Source organism: Dactylosporangium sp. CS-033363 (assembly GCF_050942475.1).
GTDB lineage: Bacteria > Actinomycetota > Actinomycetes > Mycobacteriales > Micromonosporaceae > Dactylosporangium.
Window position 1 is genome coordinate 6489251 of record NZ_CP192032.1, and the last position, 19294, is coordinate 6508544.

The window sequence follows — 19294 nt, forward strand, 5'->3', positions numbered from 1 at the left end:
GCGGACGATCCGCGCACACCGATCGTGGCAGCACGGTGCACAATGGCGGGGTGTCCGCAGGGCTGCGCGTCGGCGCCCTCGTCTATCAGGTCGGCCGGGATCGGATCGGCGCCACGTACCTCGCGCCGGACGGCGGGCGCGCCCGCCATGAGCTGGCGGCCCTGAGCGAGGTGCTGCCCGGGCTGGACGGGCTGCGCGCCGAGGTCGAGGACGGGATGGCCCTGGCGCGCGGGCGGGTGCCGCGGCTGCGGGCGTTCGGCGAGTGGGGGCGGGCGCTGCTGCCGGCGCCGGTGCTCGCCGAGCCTCCCGACGTGCTCGTGGTGGTACCGCACGCGCTCCTGCACGACGTGCCCCTGCACCTGGTCCGCGCCGACGACGGCCGGCCGCTCGGGTGCCGGGCCGGGCTCGCGTACGCCAGCTCGATGTCGTTGTTCACCCGGTGCGCGGCGCGCAACCCGGCGCGGCGCGGCGATCCGGCCGCCTGGCCGCCGCCCGCCCCGCCGGAGCGGACCCTCGCGGCCGGCGGCGTCGACCTGCTGACCGGGCGGGACGGGATGTTCCGCGCCATTCCGCTGATGCTGGCCGAGATGTTCGCCGGGACGGACCTCATCGACCGGCACGCGCCGGGGCTGACCCGGCAGGCGGTCAAGGACGCGGTCGCGACCGAGCCGGACGTGCTGCTGCTCGTCGCGCACGGGCTGGTCGACCGGGCCGATCACCGGATGTCGGGGCTGCTGCTGCACCAGCCGCGGGACGTCGGCTGGTGGCGGATCGACGTCGCGCCCGGGCAGCCGGCCGCGTTCCGGGACCTGCCGCTGGTCGACGTGCCGCGGGCGGGCACCGGCGGGGAGCCGCTCGAGCTGCTCACCGCGGCCGAGCTGGAGGTCGCGGCGCAGCTGCGCAGCGAGCTCGTCGTGCTGCTGGCCTGCTCGGCCGGGGCGGGGCGGGTGCTGGAGGGCGACGAGCCGGCCAGCCTGGCCGAGACGGCGCTGCGGCTCGGGGCGGTCTCGGCGGTCGCCGCGCTGTGGGACGCCGACTTCGCCGCCACCCGCGAGTGGGTGTCCGCGTTCTTCGTGGCGTGGCTGCGGTGGGGCTGGCCCAAGGCGCTCGCCGCGCGGCACGCGATGCGGCGGCTGTACGAGCAACAGGGCGACGAGCGGCCCGACCTGACCGGAGCGTTCACGGTGCGAGGAGACTGGCTATGACCGATGTGTGGGACCGGCTCGGCGAGCTGTCCGACGACGAGCTGACGACGCTCGTCGCGGCGGCCGGGCACGTGATCGCCGACCTGGCCGACGACGCCGCGGCGGCCGAGGTGCCGCTGATGCCGGTCGGGCATCTCGGCGCCGAGCTGGCCGGCGAGCTGCGGGCCGCCGACGTCGACACCGAGCCCGACGAGGTCACCGCGCTGCTGCGCGACCGCGACCGGGCCCGCGCGCTGGCGGTGGCGGCGCTGCGGCCGCTCGCCGCCGAGCCGGAGCTGGCGGCCGAGGTCGCGGCGGCGTACGAGGCCCGGCGGGGCATGATGGCCGTCGACGGCGGGCTGCTGCTCGGCGGCGCGCTGCTCGTGCTGGCGCTGAAGGTCAAGCGGATCAAGGTCGGGAAGGTCGACGTCTCGTTCTACGAGGCCCGCGCGGGCGCCCTGGCCCAGCTGCGCGCGTTCCTGGGCAAGTGAGCCTCGTCGCCGACCTGGTCTCGGTGGCCGGCTCGTTCGACCGCGCGTTCGTGACCTGGCGCGCGAACGGGCCGGCCCCGGCGACCGCGGCGGCGCTCACGGCGTTCTGGGAGCTTCCGCAGGCCGCGCCGCTGCGCACGGTCGCCGCCCGGCCGCCGCTGGACTGGGACGAGCTCGTCGAGGCCTGGCTGGACCTGGAGGCGGGCGGCGGCGAGCCGGCGGTGGACTGGGCCGGGCTGGGCGGGGTTCCCGGGGAGCCGGTGGCGGCCGCGGTCGTGTCGGTGTTCGCGCTCGCCGGGTGGGCGGGCGGGCTGGGCGAGGCGCTGCTGCGGTTCCCGCCCGACGAGGGTTGGTTTCTGGTACCGGCACGAGCCGCGCACACCCTGCTCGCCGCCGACGCCGTGCACGCCGCCGAGTTCGTGGTCGGCCGCGCCCGCGCCGTCGTCGACGAGGGGGCGCGGGAGTTCTACGCACCGGCGGTACAAGAGCGGCTCGTGGGTTTGCGTGAAGCCGCCCTCGGGATCGCCCGGCGGCGCGACGAGGACGTGGCCGGGCTGGCCTGGGAGCTGCGCGCGGCGTGCCGGGCGGGCGGGCCGAACCTGCGGGCCGAGGTCGCGGCGCTGCTGTGGACGGTCGGCGACGTGCCGCGGGCCGACCTGCTGGCGCGGGCGCCCGATTACACGCCGCCGCTGACCGTGCTGCAGCAGCTCGTCGCGACCACGATGGCGTGGGTCAGGGACGACCCGCTGCTGCAGTACGTCTGGCTGGAGCTCAAGGACCGCCCGCCGCTGGACCTGCGGCGCCACCACCGGCTCTTCGCGTTGCTCAACGCGCGGTACACGCACAATGTCCTGCACCACCTGGACGTCAGCGCGGCCTATGCGCGGGCGCTCGTCGCGCACTTCGGTGCCGGGCCGGCGGCGGACCTCGTCGACTCGTTCGGCCTCGAGCTCGCCACGGCCATCCCGATCCTGGGCGCGGACGAGCCGCTGTCCCAGCTGCGCCTGGCCGCCCTGGACCACCTGCTGCTGGGCGGCGACCCGGACCGCTGGCGGGAGCTGGCCGGCGCGGCGAGCGCGATCCTGGGCGACGCGGTGCGGCGCGGCGACTTCACGGCGCTGCACCGCTGTCTCGCGGTCCCACTGTACTATGTGGACGGTGACGCGCTCGCCGCGGTGGAGCGGCATCGCGCGGCGGGTCTGGCGTACTGGCTCGCGGCCGCCCCGCCGCCACCGACCCTGGTCGCGGAGCAGGCGGAGCCGTTGCGGGCCGAGATGGGGCTGCTCGAACAGCTGCGCGGGGCGCGGTACGTGCGGCTCACCCCGCAGCTGCCGCCCGCGTACCAGCGCATGGTGACCGACCTGCGCGCCTCGATCCGGCGTGGCGAGGTGGGCGTGCATCCACTCGACCAGGAGCGCGCGGTACGGCTGACCGCGCAGGCGTGGCGGGAGCTCGGCGCGCTGTGGGAACGGATGCGCGAGCTCGACCCGTCCTATGTGGACGCCCGCACCGATCCGGTGGCGGACCTCGACACGTTCGCGGCGGCACTGACGGCCACGACGCCGGGGACGCGCCCGATCGGGCCGTTCCCGGTGCGCCGCACGAATCCCGACGAGGCGCTCTTCGACGAGCCGTCCCTCGACGAGCCGTCCCTCGACGAGCCGGACGGCCTGGGGCGGCTGGAGCAGCGCGGGATGGAGCGCGCGGTGCGGTACCTGCAGGGCGGCGACGGGGCCGACATCGCCGCCGCGATCGCCGATCACGAGGCCGCCGCGGACCTCGCCGACGCCGGCGGGGTGCCGTTGCTGCGGCGGGTCGAGGCGCGGTTCAACGCCGGGGTGACCCGCCACCACCGGTACGGGCGGACCGGCGACCTCGGCGACCTGCGCCGCGCGATCGAGCACTGGCGGGCCGTCATGCGGATGCCGGACGTACCGGCGGAACGGGCCGTCGTGGTGGCCGACCGGCTCGTCGACGCGCTGCTCGACCTGCACCGCCGCACCGGCGACGCGGCCCCGCGCGCGGAGGCCGGGGCGCTGCGCCGGGCGGCCGCCGACGCCGCCTCCCCCGCCGACCCCAACGCCGCCCAGCGCCTCGCCGCGCTGGGCATGGAGCTGCTGGCCGATCCCAGCACGGCCGGCGAGGCGGCGGACGTGCTGCGCCGCGCGGCCGCCGCGGCCCGCCGCAGCGACCCGCGCAACCTCGTGCCGATCCTCAACAACCTGGCCATCGCCCTGCTCACCGGCGGCGGCGCGGCCGAGCTGGACGAGGCGGTCGCGGCGCTCGACGAGGCGGCGACGACCGCGCCGATCGGGCCGCTGCGGGTGCGGCTGCTGCTGGGCCTGGCCGACCTGCTCGATCGCCGCGGCGGGCCGGAGGACGCCGCCCGCGCCGCCGCGGCCCGCGAACGGGCGGCCGAGCTCCTGGACGGGTGACCCTCACTTGCTATCCGGAGAGCTCTCCACTACCGTATCTGGAGAGTTCTCCAGAACGCCTGCCCGAGGAGTAGTGGGATGACAACCGTCCTGGTCACCGGCGGATCCGGGTTCATCGGCGGCTGGTGCGCGCTGGCCCTGCTCGAGGCCGGGTACGACGTCCGCACCACCGTCCGCGACCTGCGCCGCGAGCCCGCCCTGCGGCAGCAGCTGCACGCCGCGGCCGAGTTCGCCGACGCGCGCCTGAGCGTCGTCGCGGCCGACCTGCAGCGCGACGAGGGGTGGGCGGAGGCGGTCGCCGGGTGCGAGTACGTGCTGCACGTCGCCTCCCCGACGCTGCGCAACGCGCCGGAGAGCGAGGAAGCCATGATCGCCGCGGCCCGCGACGGCGTGCTGCGGGTGCTGCGGGCCGCCCGCGACGCCGGGGTCCGCCGGGTGGTGCTGACCAGCGCGCTCGGCGCCATCGCCTACGGGCACGCGCCGCGCTCGACGCCGTTCACCGAGCAGGACTGGACGGACGTCGAGGCGGACATCGCGCCGTACCAGCGCTCGAAGACCCTCGCGGAGCGGGCCGCCTGGCAGTTCATCCAGGACGAGGGCGGTGCGCTGGAGCTCGCGGCCGTGCACCCCGGCGCGGTCCTCGGGCCGGTCCTCGGCCCCGACGACCCGCCGTCGCTGCGCGTGATCCGCGGCATGCTCACCGGCTCGCTGCCCGCGTGCCCGCCGTTCGGCTCCGGCTGGGTCGACGTGCGCGACGTGGCCGACCTGCACCTGCGCGCGATGACCGATCCCGCCGCGGCCGGCGAGCGGTTCCTCGCGGTCGCCGGGCGCAGCCTGCGCGTCGCCGAGGTCGCCCGCATCCTGCGCGACCGGCTCGGCCCGCGCGCGGCGAAGGTGTCGGACCGCGAGATGCCGCTGCTCGTCGCGCGGGCGCTGAGCCTGGTCAGCCCGCCGCTGCGCGCGCTGCGCCCGCAGCTCGGCCGGGACTTCGACGCCACCGGAGCCAAGGCCGAGCGCGTGCTCGGCTGGAAGCCCCGCCCGATCGCCGACACGATCGCCGAGACGGCGGAGAGCCTGCTCGCCCACGGACTGCAGTAAGCTCGACGTGCGCGTGGGGTGCGCACCGCGATCCGCCGGCAGGCTCGAAGCCAACCTCTCTGGCCGACCGCTGCCCGGAGGTACTGCCGTGAAGACGCTGCCCGACCACCCCAACCTCGACCACCTGCGCCGCCAGGCCAAGGACCTGCTGGCCGGCCTGCGCGACACCGACCCCGGCGCGACGCTGGCGGGGGCCCAGGCTTCCATCGCCGAGCAGTACGGGTTCCGCGGCTGGGCGGAGCTCAAGTCCGAGGTGGAGCGCCGCCAGGACGGCGGCTCGGTGGCCGATCCGGAGCTCGCCCGGGAACTCGCCGGCACGTTCGGGCTCGGCACCGTGACCGCCCCGATGCGGTCGATGGCACGCCCCGACGAGATGGGGCGCCGCTGGTCACTGGAGACCGACCGCGGCCGGTGGGCGCCGCGGACCGTCGACGACGTCTACCCGCGCACCGACGGCGAGGACAACGCGCGCTTCCAGGAGGCCGCGGCGCTCGCCGGCGTGACGCTCCCCGCGCCGGTACGCAGCGTCGGCGGCCGGGTGACCGAGGCGGTCGGGGGCAAGAGCTGGCGGGTGTACTCCTGGCTGCGCTCCGGCCCGCCGCTCGCCGCCCCGGTGAGCGCGGACGTGGCCGGTGCGGTGGGCCGCGTCCTGGCCACGATCCACGGGCTGCGCGTGCCGCCGCCGGGGCTGTGCCCGTGGAGCTCCGTGCGGTTCGAGACGCGCAGCTGGTCCGAGCTGGCGGAGATGGCTGCGGACCAGAGGGCCGGGTGGGCGGCGGAGATGGCACAGGCGGTACCGACGCTGCGGTATTTGCAAACGGTGGCCGAGGACCCGGCGCCGATCGACGAGCCCGTCCTTTGCCACAACAACCTCACGCCCGGCAACGTCCGCAAGGCCTCGGGCCGGCTGGTCGTCACCGGATGGGAGCATGCGGCCGGGTTGCCACCGGCCTGGGAGCTGAGCTCCGCGCTGGTCAACTGGGCGGTGAACCCGAACGGCGGGATCAACGCCGCCGCGGTGCGGGCGCTGCTCGACGGCTACCGGGAGCGCGCCGGCGCCGTTCCAGGGCTTTCCTTCCGCGGTACCGCCACCGCTCTGCAGAACTACGTCGCCGGCCAGATCGACCTGGCGCTGGCCGCGACGGGCGACGAGGACGTGCGGTTCGCCGAGCGCAACGTCCGGCACCTGCTGACGCACCTGCCGTCGCGCGCGACGTTCGACGAGCTGACGGCGATGTCGGCGGTGGGAGGCGACTCGCGGTGGTCGCCTCCCACAACCGTGGTTCAGGCCACGTAGCCGCGCTTGGCGGCCCAGTTGGCCAGGGAGTCCGTGGACATCCAGTAGGTCCGCGGGCCGAACATGCCCGACGGGTCGGCGATGAGCACGGAACGGCCCTGATCGCGGTACCCGACCAGCGAGATGTAGTGCCCGCCGGAGAACTCGTGGTACGTGCCGGACTCGTCCGTGGCGCCGCCGACGATGTTGGCGACCAGGGCCCGGCCGGTGCTCAGCGCGCGGACCGCGTCGTACTGCAGCTGCCGCGCCTCGCCGGCCGACGCCTTCTGGCCGTTGATGAAGCGGGCCTCGTAGACCGGCTTGCCCAGCACGCCGTTCATGGCCCGGGTCACGTCGGCGACCGAGTTGGTGCCGTTGACCGTGGTGCCGAGCCGGCGGGCCACGTCGTCCTGCGACAGGTCGGCGCCGACCGACGTCAGCGCGATCCGGGTCGAGGCCGGGCCGCAGTAGTAGAAGTTGGGCTGGAACTGGAAGTCGAAGTTGACCGTGTTCGCGGCGGGCGCCGTGTCGAGCAGATCCGGGGCCGGCGCCTCTTGCTTGGGCTGGGCGGGCGGCGTGGCGGTGCTCAGCGCGGCGGTACCCACGGGATGGGCCTCGGCGGCCGGCTTGCCGCCGGCGTTGAACAGCGCCGCGGTCGCCACGGACACGACCATCAGCGAGGCCGCCCCGAGTACCGCCGGAACAGGCCGGCGCAAGGCCTTCCCGGGCAGCGCTTGTTCACGCAGCGCGTGGGCCGGCCGGTGGAACAGTGCGGTGAAGCGTTGGTGCATCAAGGCTCCTTCCGATACCGCCTACCGGGTTAGCTGACGGATTCGGACGGGAAGCACGCCCTACCACGACCTCCGCGTACTGGAGGCCGACGGATTCACCCCGGAACTACCTGGTTCCCCGGCTCGCAACGATCGCGACTCGACGGGCCCGCGCCGGCGCCATGTGGCAATGGCAAACGACCAGCACGGGCATGTGGACGTTACCGAGGGGTACATCCACCGGCCCACCCCGCAAGCCCCACCCCACTGGTCGTACAAATGGGTCACAACCCGGTGCGATCGCCGCTGCGCACGTCCTCGACCCGCCGGCTGCGGTAGATGTCACCCTGATTGGCCTCGGCCCGCCACGGCCGGGCATGCTGGAGTGCGACGTGAAACGCGGGCGCTTCGCGATCGAGCACGACGGTCGCGACCTGGCCGGAATCGGCGACGACGGCCAGCTCGCCGCCGTCCGGCCCGATGATCGCCGAGCGTCGCTCGTTCCACGCCGGTCGATCCACGCCGTCACCGATCGACCGCCGCCGCCGTCGGGGTTCGCGTGCGGGCGGAAGATCGGCAACAATGCCCGCCATGACGGGGACGCCGATCGCGCAGCTCGACCTCACCGGTTTTCGGCCGCTGGAGGAACTCGCCTGGCAGGACGACAACGGCATCGTGCTGAGCCTGCACTACTTCGACCTGCCGCCGGACCTGCCGGCGCCGCTCGCCCCGGTGCCGCGGTTGCAGGAGGCCCTCGCCCGCTACACCGCGGCCGCGGGCGCCGGTCTGATCGACTGCGACGTCGAACTCGTCGACGGCGTGCCGGCCGTGCGCCAGCTCGTGAAGATCCGCCACCCGCAGGGGCACGGGCAGGTGTTCCTCGCCTCCTGCACGGTCCCCCGGGCCACCTGCAGCACTGTGCTGAAACTGCAGGCGCCCGAGTACGGCTCGACCGGATTCCGGGAGGCCCTGATCGCGTCCCGCTTCGGGCCGGACGACTTCTTCCTGCCATCGCCCTTCGCACCGGACCTGACCGACGGCCTGCCGACGCACCGGGCGGACGACCCGCGGTACGACGCCGAGTTCGACGGCCACCCGCTGACCCTCGCCCGCCGGCTCATGCGGCGGCTGCTGCCGACCGTCCGGCTCGACCCCCGCTTCAAGGCCGAGCCGGACTTCACCTGATCCGTCCGGCGCGATTCCTTTGGGGTGCTTCGGCGGTCAGTACGGCATGACCGCCGTACCGTCAGACGACGAGTTCCGCACCTACAACCAGGGCGTCATCGCCGAGTTCCGGGCCAACCGGGGCACGGTGAGCCGGCCGCCGTTCCCGATCCTGCTGCTCACCACGACCGGCGCGCGCACGGGCCGGCGCACGACCGTGCCGCTCGGCTTCCGCGTGGACGACCGGGATCGCGTGTTCGTGGTCGCCTCGAAGGCGGGCGCGCCGCGGCACCCGTCGTGGTACCACAACCTGCGCGCCGACCCGGCCGTGACGGTCGAGCTCGGCGCCGACGCCTATCCGGCCCGCGCGGTCGTCCTGGCCGGCGAGGAACGCGACCGGTTGTACCGCACGGTGTCGGACGGCACCTCGCCGTACGAGCGGAACACGGACCGGATCTTCCCCGTCATCGTCCTGGAGGGCGTGCCGGCGCCCGGTCAGGAGCAGTCGAACCGGTAGTCGAACGGCCGGTCGGGGCAGCGGGTGCAGACGAACAGGTAGATCCCGCCGGCGTCGCCGAGCATCAGCCCGGCCGGGTTCTGGATCCGCCGCCAGGGATGCTCGTCGTCGGCGTCGAAGTCCCATCCGGCCATCGCCGGGCGGTCCTCGAGCGGCAGCCACCGCTTGTCGTCGCCCCGGTCGAACTCCCAGCCGGCGATCGTGAGGAGATGCTCCATCGTCGCGCCGCAGCCGCATTCCGGCCAGTCCGGCACCTGGGTCCAGCCGGGATATCCGCCCACCTTGGTGCCGGGCGCAACCGCCAGATCCCAGTCGTACTGCCAGCCGCTCTCCCGCTGCACGCGCGCGACGGCGTCGCCGATCTGCGACCAGACCTCGCGCGGCAGATCGTGACTCGGATACTCGGTCACCCGTTCGGGATCGAGCGCGCACGAATCGGGCAGGTGCCGGTCCTCCGCCTCCTGATCCGGCGCGGGCATCTCCTCCAGCCGCTCGCCGACCCGGTCCCTGCTTCGCCACCGCAGCTCGGGCCGCGGCGAACACCACGGCATGTGGTCGAACGGGCACCACAGGACCTGCAGCAGGTCCGTACCGGCGGGGAACGGCAGTTCTGGAACGTCCTCGGCGAACAGCTGCAGGACGGGCACGAGCGGCACGTCGGCCGCGGCGGGCGCAATGTCGCTGTGGTCGTACGGGTCCGGGCCCGAGCAGATCGGCCAGGGCTCATCGGTCGGCCACAGGAGGGGGCCGCCCATGGAGCTCTGGCCGGCGGTCGGCGCCCCGGCCCGGGGATGGAGCCGGACCGTCGTCCTGGCGAACGGCACGACCTGCGGAAAGACCTCGGGTACGGCGATCGGGGCGGCGGCGGTCGTGTGCACGGCGCCGATCGTACGGCAGAGTCCTTGTCGTGCCGCTGGATGAGCTGCCGGCCTGGCTGCCGGCCTGGTGCGCGGAACGCTTGGGCGACGAGCCGGCCGCCGTCCTGTTCGAGCAGCGGTCGGTCTCGTCGGTGTTCGGGCTGCGGCTGACCGGCGGCCGGGACGTCGTGGTGAAGCTGCGGCCGGACGACGGCCGGGCCGCCTCGTGCGTGGCCGCGCAGTTCCGGCTGGCGGAGCGCGGGTTCCCGTGCGCCCGGCCGCTGACCCCCGCCGCCGGCGTCGGCGGGCTGGCCGTGCACGCCGAGGAGTTCCGCCCCGGCGGCGTGCTGCTGCGCGGCGACTCCCCGGACGTCGCGGTGCGGTACGCGGGGGTGTTCGCCCGGCTGATGGCCGAGCTGGCCGACGTGACCGTGGCGGCTCCGCTGCCGAATCCCCGCTGGGTGCGCTGGGATCACGGGGATCCGGGCATCTGGCCGAGCATCGACGTCCTCGACAGGCGGGACCAGCGCGCCGTACCGGGGTGGGTCGTCGAGACGGCCCGCCGGGTCCGTCAACGGCTGCTGGCCGCCGACCTGCCGTGCGTGCTGGGCCACGCCGACTTCGAGGCGCAGAACCTCCGCTGGCAGGACGGTGCGGTCTGGGCCGTGCACGACTGGGACAGCCTGGCCTGGCAACCGGAGGCGGCACTGGTGGGGGCGGCGAGCGGCGTGTTCCCGAAGGTCGGACCGGCGACCCTGCCGCCGATCGAGAGTTCCGAGGCGTTCCTGACGGCCTACCAGGACCTCCGCGGGCGGCGATTCGCGGCGGAGGAGCTGGAGGTCGCGTAGGCGGCCGGCCTGTGGACGGCCGCCCACGATGTGCGGTGGGAGGCGCTGCACGGCAGCATCTCGACGTCCGGCGCCGCGGTCCGCGACCAGGCAGCCGAACGCCTGCGCCGGGCCGGCGCATAGCGCACACCGGAGCCCCGGCTGCTATGGAGCCGGGCCCTTCAGAACAGGGTGTCCGGCGGCTTGTGCGGGCGGTGCGCAACGGTCAGGACCTCGCCCAGGGTGGGCTCGCCGGACCAAGAGCGGCTGATCAGCCCGCGGAGCAGGACCGCCGCGCCCGCCGCGTCCCACAGGGCCCGGTGCGGCCGGCTGCCGGCCGCGTCGACCTCGGTCGTCAGGTCGAGCGTGTCGAGCAGCGCGGTGAGGCTGTGCGACCCGGGAACGGCGAGCTTCCCGGCGAGCTTGAGCGTGTCGAGCAGCGCCGCGGGTGCGACCGTCGGGCAGCGCCGGTGCAGCAACCGCCAGTCGACGCCGATGTTGTGCCCGACGAGGATGCACCCGTCGAGCCGGGCGGCCAGTCCCGGCTCCACGGCGTCCAGGCGCGGCGCGCTGGCGAGCACATCGCCGGTCAGGCCGGGTGAGATCCAGGCGCGCCGCGGTACCGTCCGGCCCGGGTTGACCACCGTGGTGTAGGCCGTGGCCAGGTCCGGCAGGCCGCCCCGCAGCCGGATGGCGGCGAGTTCCAGGATCGCCTCGTCGGCGCCGTCCTGGGCGCCGGTGCCCTCCAGGTCGAAGGCAACGAGCGGCGCGGCCCGCCAGGGTCTCGCCGACCACTCGGCGATGGCGGCGTCGTGCACGTAATCTCCCGAGTGACAGCTCCGTTCGGCTTCGAACTTGGATTATTGCAGCGCATCCGCCCGAGCCTGGCTTGGCGAGGGCGCTGATCCGACCCCGGTGCCCAGCGCTGTCGCGGTCCCGTCCGAAGTGGTCCCCGCCGGGCGTGGCGCTCGTAGCATCCGGTCAGGGAAGCCGGGATGAAGTGCGGGCGGCCGGGGAGGGCGGGCCTCGTGGCGGACGACTGGAACGGCGACGTCTACATCATCAGCGACGAGTCCGCGTACAAGGGCGACGGCCGGATCATCCTGCAGACCGACTCCGCGTGCGAGATGTTCGAGCAGCTCTACGAGGAGGCCAACAAGAACGCGGCGGTCGGGGTCGGGGCCGATGTGCAGGCGCTGGCGCGGGCCGAGCGGGCCTGTCGCGAGGAGACGGCCGCGCGGGTGCCGCCGAAGCCGCCGCCGCAGCCGGTGACGCCCAAGCGGCCGCCGGCCGGGGAGGCCGGGAAGGTCGCGCCGGCCGGGGAGGACTCGCCGCGCGAGCAGGATGCGCCGGACGTGCGGGCCAACCTGAAGATTACGCGGGTACCGTCGCCGGCTGCCGTTGATCCGAAGCGGCCCTCCGACGCGGTGTACGAGCGGGTCGAGCCGAAGCCGCCCAGCGTCATCGGGGCGATTCTCAGCCCCGGGTTCACGCCGGCGGAGGTCGCGGCGATCCTGCAACGGGCCGAACGCAACGAGCCCGAGCCGGGGCAGCCGCATCCGTCGCACGCCGGGCCGGCCGCCGTCCGTCCGCGGCCGGCTGCCGAGGGGGATCCCGTCGACCTGTTCACCGGGGCGTTCACGGTGGCGGGGACGGATCTGGTGGTGCCGACGCCGCTGTTGCCGATCCGGTTCGAGCGGTGCTATCGCAGCGGGCGGCCGTACTACGGGCCGTTCGGGTACGGCTGGGATCACAACTACAACGTCTTCCTGCGCCCGCTCACCGGCGGCGACGTGGCGCTGTGGACCGGGCGGCTGGCCGAGCGGCGGTTCACCGCCGTGGGTGACGGGTTCGAGCCGGAGCCGGGGCTCACCGCGCGCCTCGAGCGGAGCGCCGACGGGTTCGAGCTGGTCCATCCGCAGGGGCTGCGCTGGCAGTTCACGCGGCCCGCCGGGTGGGGCGACGGGCAGCGCACGCCGTTGACGGGCGTCGTCGACCGGTTCCGCAACCGGCTGCGGTTCAGCTACGACGGCCAGGACCGGCTCGCTGCCGTGCTGGACGACGCCGGGCGCGGGTTGCTGCTGCGGTACGGCGACTGCGGCCTCCTCGAACACGTCACCGACGACACCGGAGCGCGGGAGGTGCGCTACGACCACGACGGCGAGGCCGCCCATCTCGTCCGCGTGATCCAGCCCGCGACCGCGCGGTACCCGGGCGGCGTGGTCACCCGGTACGAGTACGACGCGAGCGCCGGGCACCCGGCGATGCGGCACAACATCCTGCGGATCGTGGACGCCGACGGGCGGGTGGCGCTGTCCAACGAGTACGCGGGGCCGGGCGAGGGCTGGTCGTTCAACGCCGTGACCCGCCAGCTGGCGGCCGGCTACGAGTACCGCTTCGCGTACGAGCCGATCCAGTACGTGCCGTCGCTCGAGGAGAACCTCGACGTCCCCGCGACCCGGTCGTGCGCGCGGCGGCCGGACGGGGCGCTGCACACGTACACCTTCAACTGGCGCGGGGACCTGCTCGACCATCGTTTCCGGCTCAACCGCGACCGCACCGCCCGCGTGGTGGTGACCCGGGCCGCCTACGACGCGGCCGGCAACGCCGTCGAGGCGGCCGGCCCGGACGGCGTCCGAGTCCTGCGCACCTACGACACCGCCAACCCGGACCCGTGCGCGCGCGGCAACCTGCTGCGGCTGGAGATCGCCGCGCCGGTCGCCGGGGTCGTGCCGAGCCGGACCCTGTTCGAGGCGAAGTACGAGCCGCGGTACCAGCTGCCGACCGAGGTCAGCGCCGAGGGGCAGGGCACCACGCGGCTGCGCTACGACTTCGACGTCTCGCCCGCCGGCGCCACCGGACGGCTCGCCCGCGTCGAGCTGCCGCCCACGACCCTCGACGACGGCACGGTGCAGCCGTCGGTACTGACCATCGAGCACAACCCCGCCGGTCAGCCGGTCGCCGCGGTGTCCGCCGAGGGGCGCCGCGTGGAGCTGGAGTACCTGAGCGGCGGGCGCACCGGCGGCTTCGTGCACCGGACGGTCACCGATCCGGAGACGGCCGCGCTCACCACCGCCGTCGGCTACGACCCGCTCGGCTTCCCCGCGGCGCTGACCGCGCCCGGCGGGCGGCGCACCGGGCTGCGGCACAACCTGCTCGGACAGGTCGAGGAGGTGACCGCGCCCGAGGTGGACGGGGTCGGCGCGGCGGTCCGGCGGTGGCTGGACGACTCCGGCGGCCTCGTGCAGCTGACCCGGCCCGGCGCCCGGCCCGGCGACGAGGTCACCGACCGGATCGTGCGCGACGCCCTCGGCCACGCGGTGCGGGCGACCGCCGCCGCCGGGGACCCGGCCGAACGGCGGTACCGGCAGAAGGTCGACGCGGACGGCCGCGCGCTCACCACCTGGAGCCCCGGCGGCCTGCGCGTCGACAGCGTGTACGGCGAGAACGGCGCCCTCGTCCGCCGGACCGAGGCCACCGGCACGAGCACCGCCCGGACCAGCACGTACGCGCACGACCTCGCCGGCCGGGTGACCCGGGCGACGAACCCGCTCGGCCAGGTCACCCGGGTCGGGTACGACGTGTGGGGCCGCGTCCGCAGCGTCACGCGGCCGTCGGGCGCGGTGTGGACGTACACCTGGGGCCCCGGCGACCGGGTCGTGGCGGTGGGCGTCGCCGAGGCCGACGGCACCCCGCTGGCCCGCACCACCTACGACTACGACGAGCGCGGCCGGCAGCGCTCGCAGACCCGGTGGGCGTTCGACACCGACCCGGCGCGGGCCGTGCCGCTGACGACGAGCTACCGCTACGACGCCGACGACAACGTCACCGCCGTCCAGCCGCCGCGGGGTGCGCCGTGGACGTACCGGTACGACGGCTGCGGGCGGCTGTCCGCGGCCACCGACCCGCTGGGCGGCGTGCGCACCATCGGCTACGACGCGACCGGCGACCTCGTCTCCCTCACCGTCAGCGAGCAGGGCGTGTCCACGGTGCACGCCTACACGTACGACGGCCGCGGCCGCCTCACCGGCACGCAGGTCGCGGGCGGCGTCACGCAGCTGCGCTACGACAACCGTGACGTGCTCGCGGAACGGGTGGCCGAGGGCGTGCGTACCGACTTCGAGACCGACCCGCACGGCAACGTGACCGCGACCGTCGTCGACCCGGCCGGGCTCGCGCTGCGCACGCAGGTCGGGTACGACGCCGACGGCCGGGCCGTGACCTGCACCGACCCGGCCGGCCGGGTCACCGCCTGGCGGCGCGACGCGTTCGGCGAGCCGGTCGCCGTCACCGGCCCCGACGGCCTGACCTGGCAGCGGTCCTTCGACCCGGTCCAGCGCTCGCTGCGCCGGCGGACGCCGTCGGGCAACGAGACCACGCTGACCTTCGGCGCGCACCCGGGGCCGGTCGCGCTGACGTCCGCCGCCGCGCCCGGCTACGACCCGGTGCCGGCGTACGCGTTCGGGTACGACGGCCTGGGCCGGCTGACCCGGGCGGCCGACGGCGCGACGGAGATCCGCCGCCGGTTCGACAGCCTCGGGCGGCTCGTCGAGGAGCGGGCCGCCGGGCGGACGGTGCGGCTGGCGTACGACGACACGACCGGCTCCGTCGACCTCGTGTACCCCGACGGGCGCACCGAACGCACCGAGCACACCCCCGACGGGCGCCCGGCGCGGGTCGTGCTGACGGCGGCCGGCACCCTGGGCGGCACGCCCGGCGACGTGCTGCTCGACCTCGCGTACACCGCGCAGGGCCACCTCGGCCGGGCGACCTACGGCAACGGGGTGCGCGCCGACTACGGCCGCGACACGCTGGGCCGGCCGGTGCGCGTGGACTACACCACCGGCGCGGCCGTGCTGGAGTCCTGCCGCATCCGCCACGACGACCGCGGCCACCGGGCGCTCGTGCAGTGCCTCGGCACGCCCGGCGCCGACGTCCTGCACGGCTTCGACGGGGCCGGGCGGCTCGTCGAGGCGCACTGGAGCCTCGGCCTCGGCCCGCTGCCCGACGCGAGCACCGCGGCGGCCCAGGCGGCCCAGGTCGACGCGGCGCGGCTCGCCGCGGCCGGCGCGCCCGGCGTCGCGTACGAGCTCGACGGCGGGGACGGCCGGGTGGCGCGCCGCGGCCGCAACGGCGGGGTCCCGGACCTGGTCTACGGCACCGGCGCCGACCACCGCATCGTGCAGGCGGGTGCGGAGGCGCTCGGCTACGGCCCGGACGGGCAGTGCACCGCCGACGGCCGGTTCCGCTACCGCCTCGACGCCCTCGGCCGGGTCGTCGCCGTCACCGAGGCCGCCACCGGCACGGTCGTGGCGGAGCTGCGCCGCGACCCGTTGTCGCGGGTCCGCTCCGGCACCAGCGGCGGCACGCCCTTCGAGCGCTGGTACGCCGGGGACGCCGTGCACGAGACGATCGGCGGCGGGCTGCGGCAGACCTCGCCGCATCCGCTCTGGCCGGCGCCGCTGTGCACGGTGGACGGGGCCGGTCCGCACTACCAGCACCAGGACGACGCCTGGTCGACGATCCTCGTCACCGACGGCGCCGGCGGTGTCCAGCGGCGGCTGCGGTACGACCCGTTCGGCGCCCCGGCCGGGTTCACCGCCGACGGCACGCCCGAGCCCGGCGTCCCCGCCGGCGTCCTGTGGCGGGGCATGCCGCCGCTGGGTGACACCGGCCTGTACGAGACGCCGCAACGCCTCTACGCCCCCGCCCTCGGCGCGTTCCTCGACCGCGACCCCCTGCTGTACGCCGACAGCCCCTCGCCCTACGTGTTCGCCGGCCACAACCCCGCCGACCACGCCGACCCGACCGGATGGGCCAAGCAGGCGCTCGGCGGGCCGAGCCTGCCGCGGCAGGCCTGGGACTGGTTCTCCGGAGAAGCCAAGAAGCCGCTCTGGTACTACGACCCGCACGACCCCAGCGACCTGCTCCCGCAGCACCGGGGCGTGGACACCGGCAACGTCGCGACCGACCTCCTGGCCAACGCGTTCATCGGCGTCAGCAACTTCCTCGCCCGGCTGATCAACCTGCCGGGCAACCTGCTGGCCATCGGCAAGCACGGCCTGCGCGGGATCGGCTGGTCCGACTCCGATCTCGAGGCGCTCGACATCATGCTCGTCGAGACGCGCCTGGCCGAGGTGTTCAAGGGCGCCGGTTACCTGGCCACGCTGGCCGCCGACGCGCTGGGCTGGCGGCGCGCCGTCGCGCCGGCGGCGGGCATCGTGGCGACGGCCTCGCGCAGCCGGTCGCTGCCGGTCGTGGCGGCGGAGCTCGAGGGGCCGCCGCTGCCCGAGGTGATCATCCACTACGACCCGGTGATGCGGGTCAACCCCACCACCGCCAACTGGGTGCGGTCGGTGCTGGAGTGGGCGATGACCGAGCAGGGGTACTTCGAGCGCGGCGTGCGCCCCGTCGCGCTGGACAACCGCCTGCGCCGCTGGGCCCGCCGCTGGATGGACCTCATGGGTCACGACCGCGAGGGGCTGCAGGCGATGCACCCGATCGACGACCTCATGGGCGGCTCGTGGCGGCGCGGCGGCGACGTCGGCACCACGTACTACTTCGGCGAGACGGAGATCAACGGGGCGTTCGGGCGGATGGTCTCCAACGAGCTGGGCCGGCTCGGCGTGCGGGCACCGGGCCAGCGCTTCACCGTCCGCTTCGTCGGCAGCTGGCCGGCCTACGCCGACGTGCCGCCGATCGCGCCGATCGCCTCGCCGCCGGGGCTCACGTCGCAGTACCTGCAGGACCTGGCCGCCGCGCAGCGCCGGCCGTAGACCGGGCGACGGCCAGGCCCACCTGCTCCAGGCGGAGCCGCTGCAGCGTCTGCGGCGAGACCTCCAGCCGGTCCGCGAGGTCCGCCGCCGACCCGGCCGCCAGCTCGGACAGCGGCAGCGCGGCGACCCGGTCGGCGGCCTCGCCGAGCTCCTCGCGCAACCCGCGGGACAGCACGACCCGGTCGTGGCCCTCGCGCAGCCGGTCGCGCAGCCGCGGGGCCAGCAGCGCCCGGGTGGCGAGATCGGTCTCGGCGAACGTGTGCTCGCCCACCGCGTACCGGCGCGGGCTGTTGACGCTCGCGACGATGAACTCCTTGAGGTCCGCGGCCATCGCGTTGACGCCCCGCAGTGCGGTGTCGTGCCCGGCCGGCAGGGTGAACCTTTGCGGCAGCGGCGCCTCGAACGTCACGTACGGGTGCTCCGGCTCCAGCCGGTCGCGGTCGTCCGGGGTGTGGATCCGCGGCGGGCGGCCCTCCTCGCCGAACTCCAGGCACGCCTGCAGGTGCCGGCCGGTGGCGAAGGCGCCGCTGCTGACCATCTCGTCGACGACCGGGTGCGGCTCGGCCTGCTCGCCGTACACGACGTAGGTCGCGGTGAGGACCGCGTGCGTCATCGGGGTGGACGGGTAGCTCTCGGGATGGGCGGGCGGCTTCGGCGGGTTGGGGTACGCCGTCGTCACGATCTGGATGTAGTCGTTGAAGACCGTCACCACCCGCTCGGCGTTGATGATGTCCGTGAGGTGCTCGTCGTAGCCGCCGTTGCCGCGCGACTTGTCGACCCGGAACCCGGCCGGCAGTTTCACCTCGGTGACGATCGTCCGCGGCGGGTCGGCGGCCGGGTTGGAGAACCACTCGCTGACGCCGACCTCGCCCGGCTGCTGGAACTGGTCGCGCACCATGCGCGTGACCGTGCGCGTCGTCCTGGCCACGTGCATGGTGTCCAGGTGCGCCGACACGCACAGCATCCTGGCGCTCCTGGGCTGCTCGACGACGAAGAAGAACTCCTGGATGCCCTCCAGCTTGCGCATCCAGTTCAGGCCGTCCTTGCCGTCGCCGAGCTGCGCGGCGAGCGTGTGCGGCCGCGGGAAGAGCACGAACAGCGCCCGGTTGGTGCCCAGGTGGTACGAGTCGAGCTGGTGGTACATCTGGGTCAGCTGCGTGCTGTGCGACGTCGTCTCGCGCCGCTCCTGGCTGGCGTCGGACTGGTTGATGTCGACCTGGGTGCTGCTCCAGCCCTGCTTCGTCGTCGACTCCAGGCCGTAGGTGCCGGCGACGGAGCCGTACCCGGGCACGCCGGCCGCGATCGCCAGCGACCCCGACTCCTTGTCCGACGACTCCGTCGAGCGCGTCGTGCTGTTGCCCTTCGTCACCTGCAGCCCGGTCGACGAGCGGCTCATCAGCTCGCCGGTCTCGGTGACCGCCTCGAACACCTCGCGCTTCTTCGGCTCGAAGTCGGTGATCACCGGCATCGACGCGAAGTCCCGCCCGCGCACGAGCCCGGGCCCGGACGTGAACGCCACCTGCGCCAGCGCGCCCACGCACGGGAAGTAGCTGTCCAGGAAGCGCGAGATCGCGGTCCAGGCCGCGGCCGCGTACGCGTCCTCGCCCTGCGGGCGGGCCGGCAGCTCCTCCCGGGTCGGCTGATATCCGGTGATCGAGCAGACCACCCGGAAGTACACGATCCGGCTGTCGGCGTACTCGGGCTGGTCCACCTCCGGCAGGAAGTAGAACAGCGCGAGCGAGCTGCGCCACTTCAGCGGGTACCGCGCGAAATCGACCCCACCGGCCAGCATGTCGCCGCTGGCGAGCACGCGCCGCCACGGGATGTCGACGGGTAACGGCAGCAGGTTGAGCGACATGTCGGCTCCTCTCGGCAGCGCCGCCAGCATCCCGCGGATCG

General features: G+C 74.9%; 14 protein-coding genes and 1 riboswitch. Of the genes, 9 read left to right on the top strand and 5 right to left on the bottom strand.

Translation table 11 applies throughout. From position 1 onward, the window contains the following. The first annotated feature begins 50 nt into the window (after window positions 1–50). From ACQPZ4_RS30010 to ACQPZ4_RS30030, 5 genes are all read left to right on the top strand, one after another. A complete protein-coding gene (locus ACQPZ4_RS30010; protein ID WP_433042583.1) occupies window positions 51–1205 on the top strand; it encodes a CHAT domain-containing protein in 1155 nt (384 codons plus the stop codon). Continuing rightward, window positions 1202–1675: a hypothetical protein gene (locus ACQPZ4_RS30015; protein WP_433042586.1), complete on the top strand. Its 474-nt coding sequence runs from the start codon at window positions 1202–1204 to the stop codon at window positions 1673–1675. The genes ACQPZ4_RS30010 and ACQPZ4_RS30015 overlap by 4 nt, the downstream gene beginning before the upstream one ends. Then, the gene (locus tag ACQPZ4_RS30020) at window positions 1672–4110 is read left to right on the top strand and encodes a hypothetical protein (RefSeq protein ID WP_433042589.1); all 2439 of its coding nucleotides are present in this window, start codon (window positions 1672–1674) and stop codon (window positions 4108–4110) included. The genes ACQPZ4_RS30015 and ACQPZ4_RS30020 overlap by 4 nt, the downstream gene beginning before the upstream one ends. Before the next feature lie 78 nt (window positions 4111–4188). Next, window positions 4189–5208 carry an SDR family oxidoreductase gene (locus ACQPZ4_RS30025; protein WP_433042592.1) on the top strand — a complete coding sequence of 340 codons (1020 nt, stop codon included), beginning with the start codon at window positions 4189–4191 and terminating at the stop codon, window positions 5206–5208. A gap of 88 nt (window positions 5209–5296) precedes the next feature. Next, window positions 5297–6505: a phosphotransferase gene (locus ACQPZ4_RS30030; protein ID WP_433042595.1), complete on the top strand. Its 1209-nt coding sequence runs from the start codon at window positions 5297–5299 to the stop codon at window positions 6503–6505. On the opposite strand, the gene ACQPZ4_RS30035 is transcribed toward ACQPZ4_RS30030, so the two are convergent. After that, window positions 6493–7275, bottom strand: coding sequence for a C39 family peptidase (locus ACQPZ4_RS30035; protein ID WP_433042598.1), 783 nt, complete (start codon window positions 7273–7275; stop codon window positions 6493–6495). The genes ACQPZ4_RS30030 and ACQPZ4_RS30035 overlap by 13 nt on opposite strands. A 3-nt stretch (window positions 7276–7278) precedes the next feature. Then, window positions 7279–7430, bottom strand: a riboswitch (cyclic di-AMP (ydaO/yuaA leader). Window positions 7431–7538: 108 nt separating this feature from the next. Next, entirely contained in the window at window positions 7539–7847 is a 309-nt protein-coding gene (locus tag ACQPZ4_RS30040; RefSeq protein WP_433042601.1) for a hypothetical protein, read from the bottom strand. On the opposite strand from ACQPZ4_RS30040, the gene ACQPZ4_RS30045 reads away from it, so the two are divergent. Beyond that, complete coding sequence (locus ACQPZ4_RS30045) at window positions 7846–8439, top strand: hypothetical protein (protein ID WP_433042604.1); 594 nt, start codon at window positions 7846–7848, stop codon at window positions 8437–8439. The two genes, ACQPZ4_RS30040 and ACQPZ4_RS30045, sit on opposite strands and share 2 nt — an antisense overlap. A 46-nt stretch (window positions 8440–8485) precedes the next feature. Beyond that, on the top strand, window positions 8486–8935 hold the full coding sequence (locus tag ACQPZ4_RS30050; protein WP_433042607.1) for a nitroreductase/quinone reductase family protein: 450 nt from the start codon (window positions 8486–8488) through the stop codon (window positions 8933–8935). Here the strand turns inward: ACQPZ4_RS30050 and ACQPZ4_RS30055 are convergent. After that, entirely contained in the window at window positions 8914–9813 is a 900-nt protein-coding gene (locus ACQPZ4_RS30055) for a hypothetical protein (RefSeq protein ID WP_433042610.1), read from the bottom strand. The two genes, ACQPZ4_RS30050 and ACQPZ4_RS30055, sit on opposite strands and share 22 nt — an antisense overlap. Window positions 9814–9842: 29 nt before the next feature. On the opposite strand from ACQPZ4_RS30055, the gene ACQPZ4_RS30060 reads away from it, so the two are divergent. After that, window positions 9843–10640 carry a phosphotransferase gene (locus ACQPZ4_RS30060; protein WP_433042613.1) on the top strand — a complete coding sequence of 266 codons (798 nt, stop codon included), beginning with the start codon at window positions 9843–9845 and terminating at the stop codon, window positions 10638–10640. A 161-nt stretch (window positions 10641–10801) separates the two neighbouring features. Here ACQPZ4_RS30060 and ACQPZ4_RS30065 read toward each other — a convergent pair whose 3' ends face one another. Then, window positions 10802–11437 carry a 3'-5' exonuclease gene (locus ACQPZ4_RS30065; protein WP_433042616.1) on the bottom strand — a complete coding sequence of 212 codons (636 nt, stop codon included), beginning with the start codon at window positions 11435–11437 and terminating at the stop codon, window positions 10802–10804. 210 nt (window positions 11438–11647) lie between these two features. Between ACQPZ4_RS30065 and ACQPZ4_RS30070 the strand changes: the two genes are divergently transcribed. Continuing rightward, entirely contained in the window at window positions 11648–17395 is a 5748-nt protein-coding gene (locus tag ACQPZ4_RS30070) for a DUF6531 domain-containing protein (protein WP_433042619.1), read from the top strand. Here the strand turns inward: ACQPZ4_RS30070 and ACQPZ4_RS30075 are convergent. Further along, window positions 17346–19253 (bottom strand): hypothetical protein, encoded by a 1908-nt coding sequence (locus tag ACQPZ4_RS30075; protein WP_433042622.1) that lies wholly within the window; start codon window positions 19251–19253, stop codon window positions 17346–17348. The two genes, ACQPZ4_RS30070 and ACQPZ4_RS30075, sit on opposite strands and share 50 nt — an antisense overlap. Between the last annotated feature and the right edge of the window lie 41 nt (window positions 19254–19294).

Bases quoted from the DNA above. Each gene is read 5' to 3' on its own strand.
- ACQPZ4_RS30015 (WP_433042586.1), top strand. From the start codon at position 1,202: ATGACCGATGTGTGGGACCGGCTCGGCGAGCTGTCCGACGACGAGCTG.
- ACQPZ4_RS30025 (WP_433042592.1), top strand. From the start codon at position 4,189: ATGACAACCGTCCTGGTCACCGGCGGATCCGGGTTCATCGGCGGCTGG.
- ACQPZ4_RS30035 (WP_433042598.1), bottom strand. From the start codon at position 7,275: ATGCACCAACGCTTCACCGCACTGTTCCACCGGCCGGCCCACGCGCTG.
- ACQPZ4_RS30045 (WP_433042604.1), top strand. From the start codon at position 7,846: ATGACGGGGACGCCGATCGCGCAGCTCGACCTCACCGGTTTTCGGCCG.
- ACQPZ4_RS30040 (WP_433042601.1), bottom strand. From the start codon at position 7,847: ATGGCGGGCATTGTTGCCGATCTTCCGCCCGCACGCGAACCCCGACGG.
- ACQPZ4_RS30050 (WP_433042607.1), top strand. From the start codon at position 8,486: ATGACCGCCGTACCGTCAGACGACGAGTTCCGCACCTACAACCAGGGC.
- ACQPZ4_RS30075 (WP_433042622.1), bottom strand. From the start codon at position 19,253: ATGTCGCTCAACCTGCTGCCGTTACCCGTCGACATCCCGTGGCGGCGC.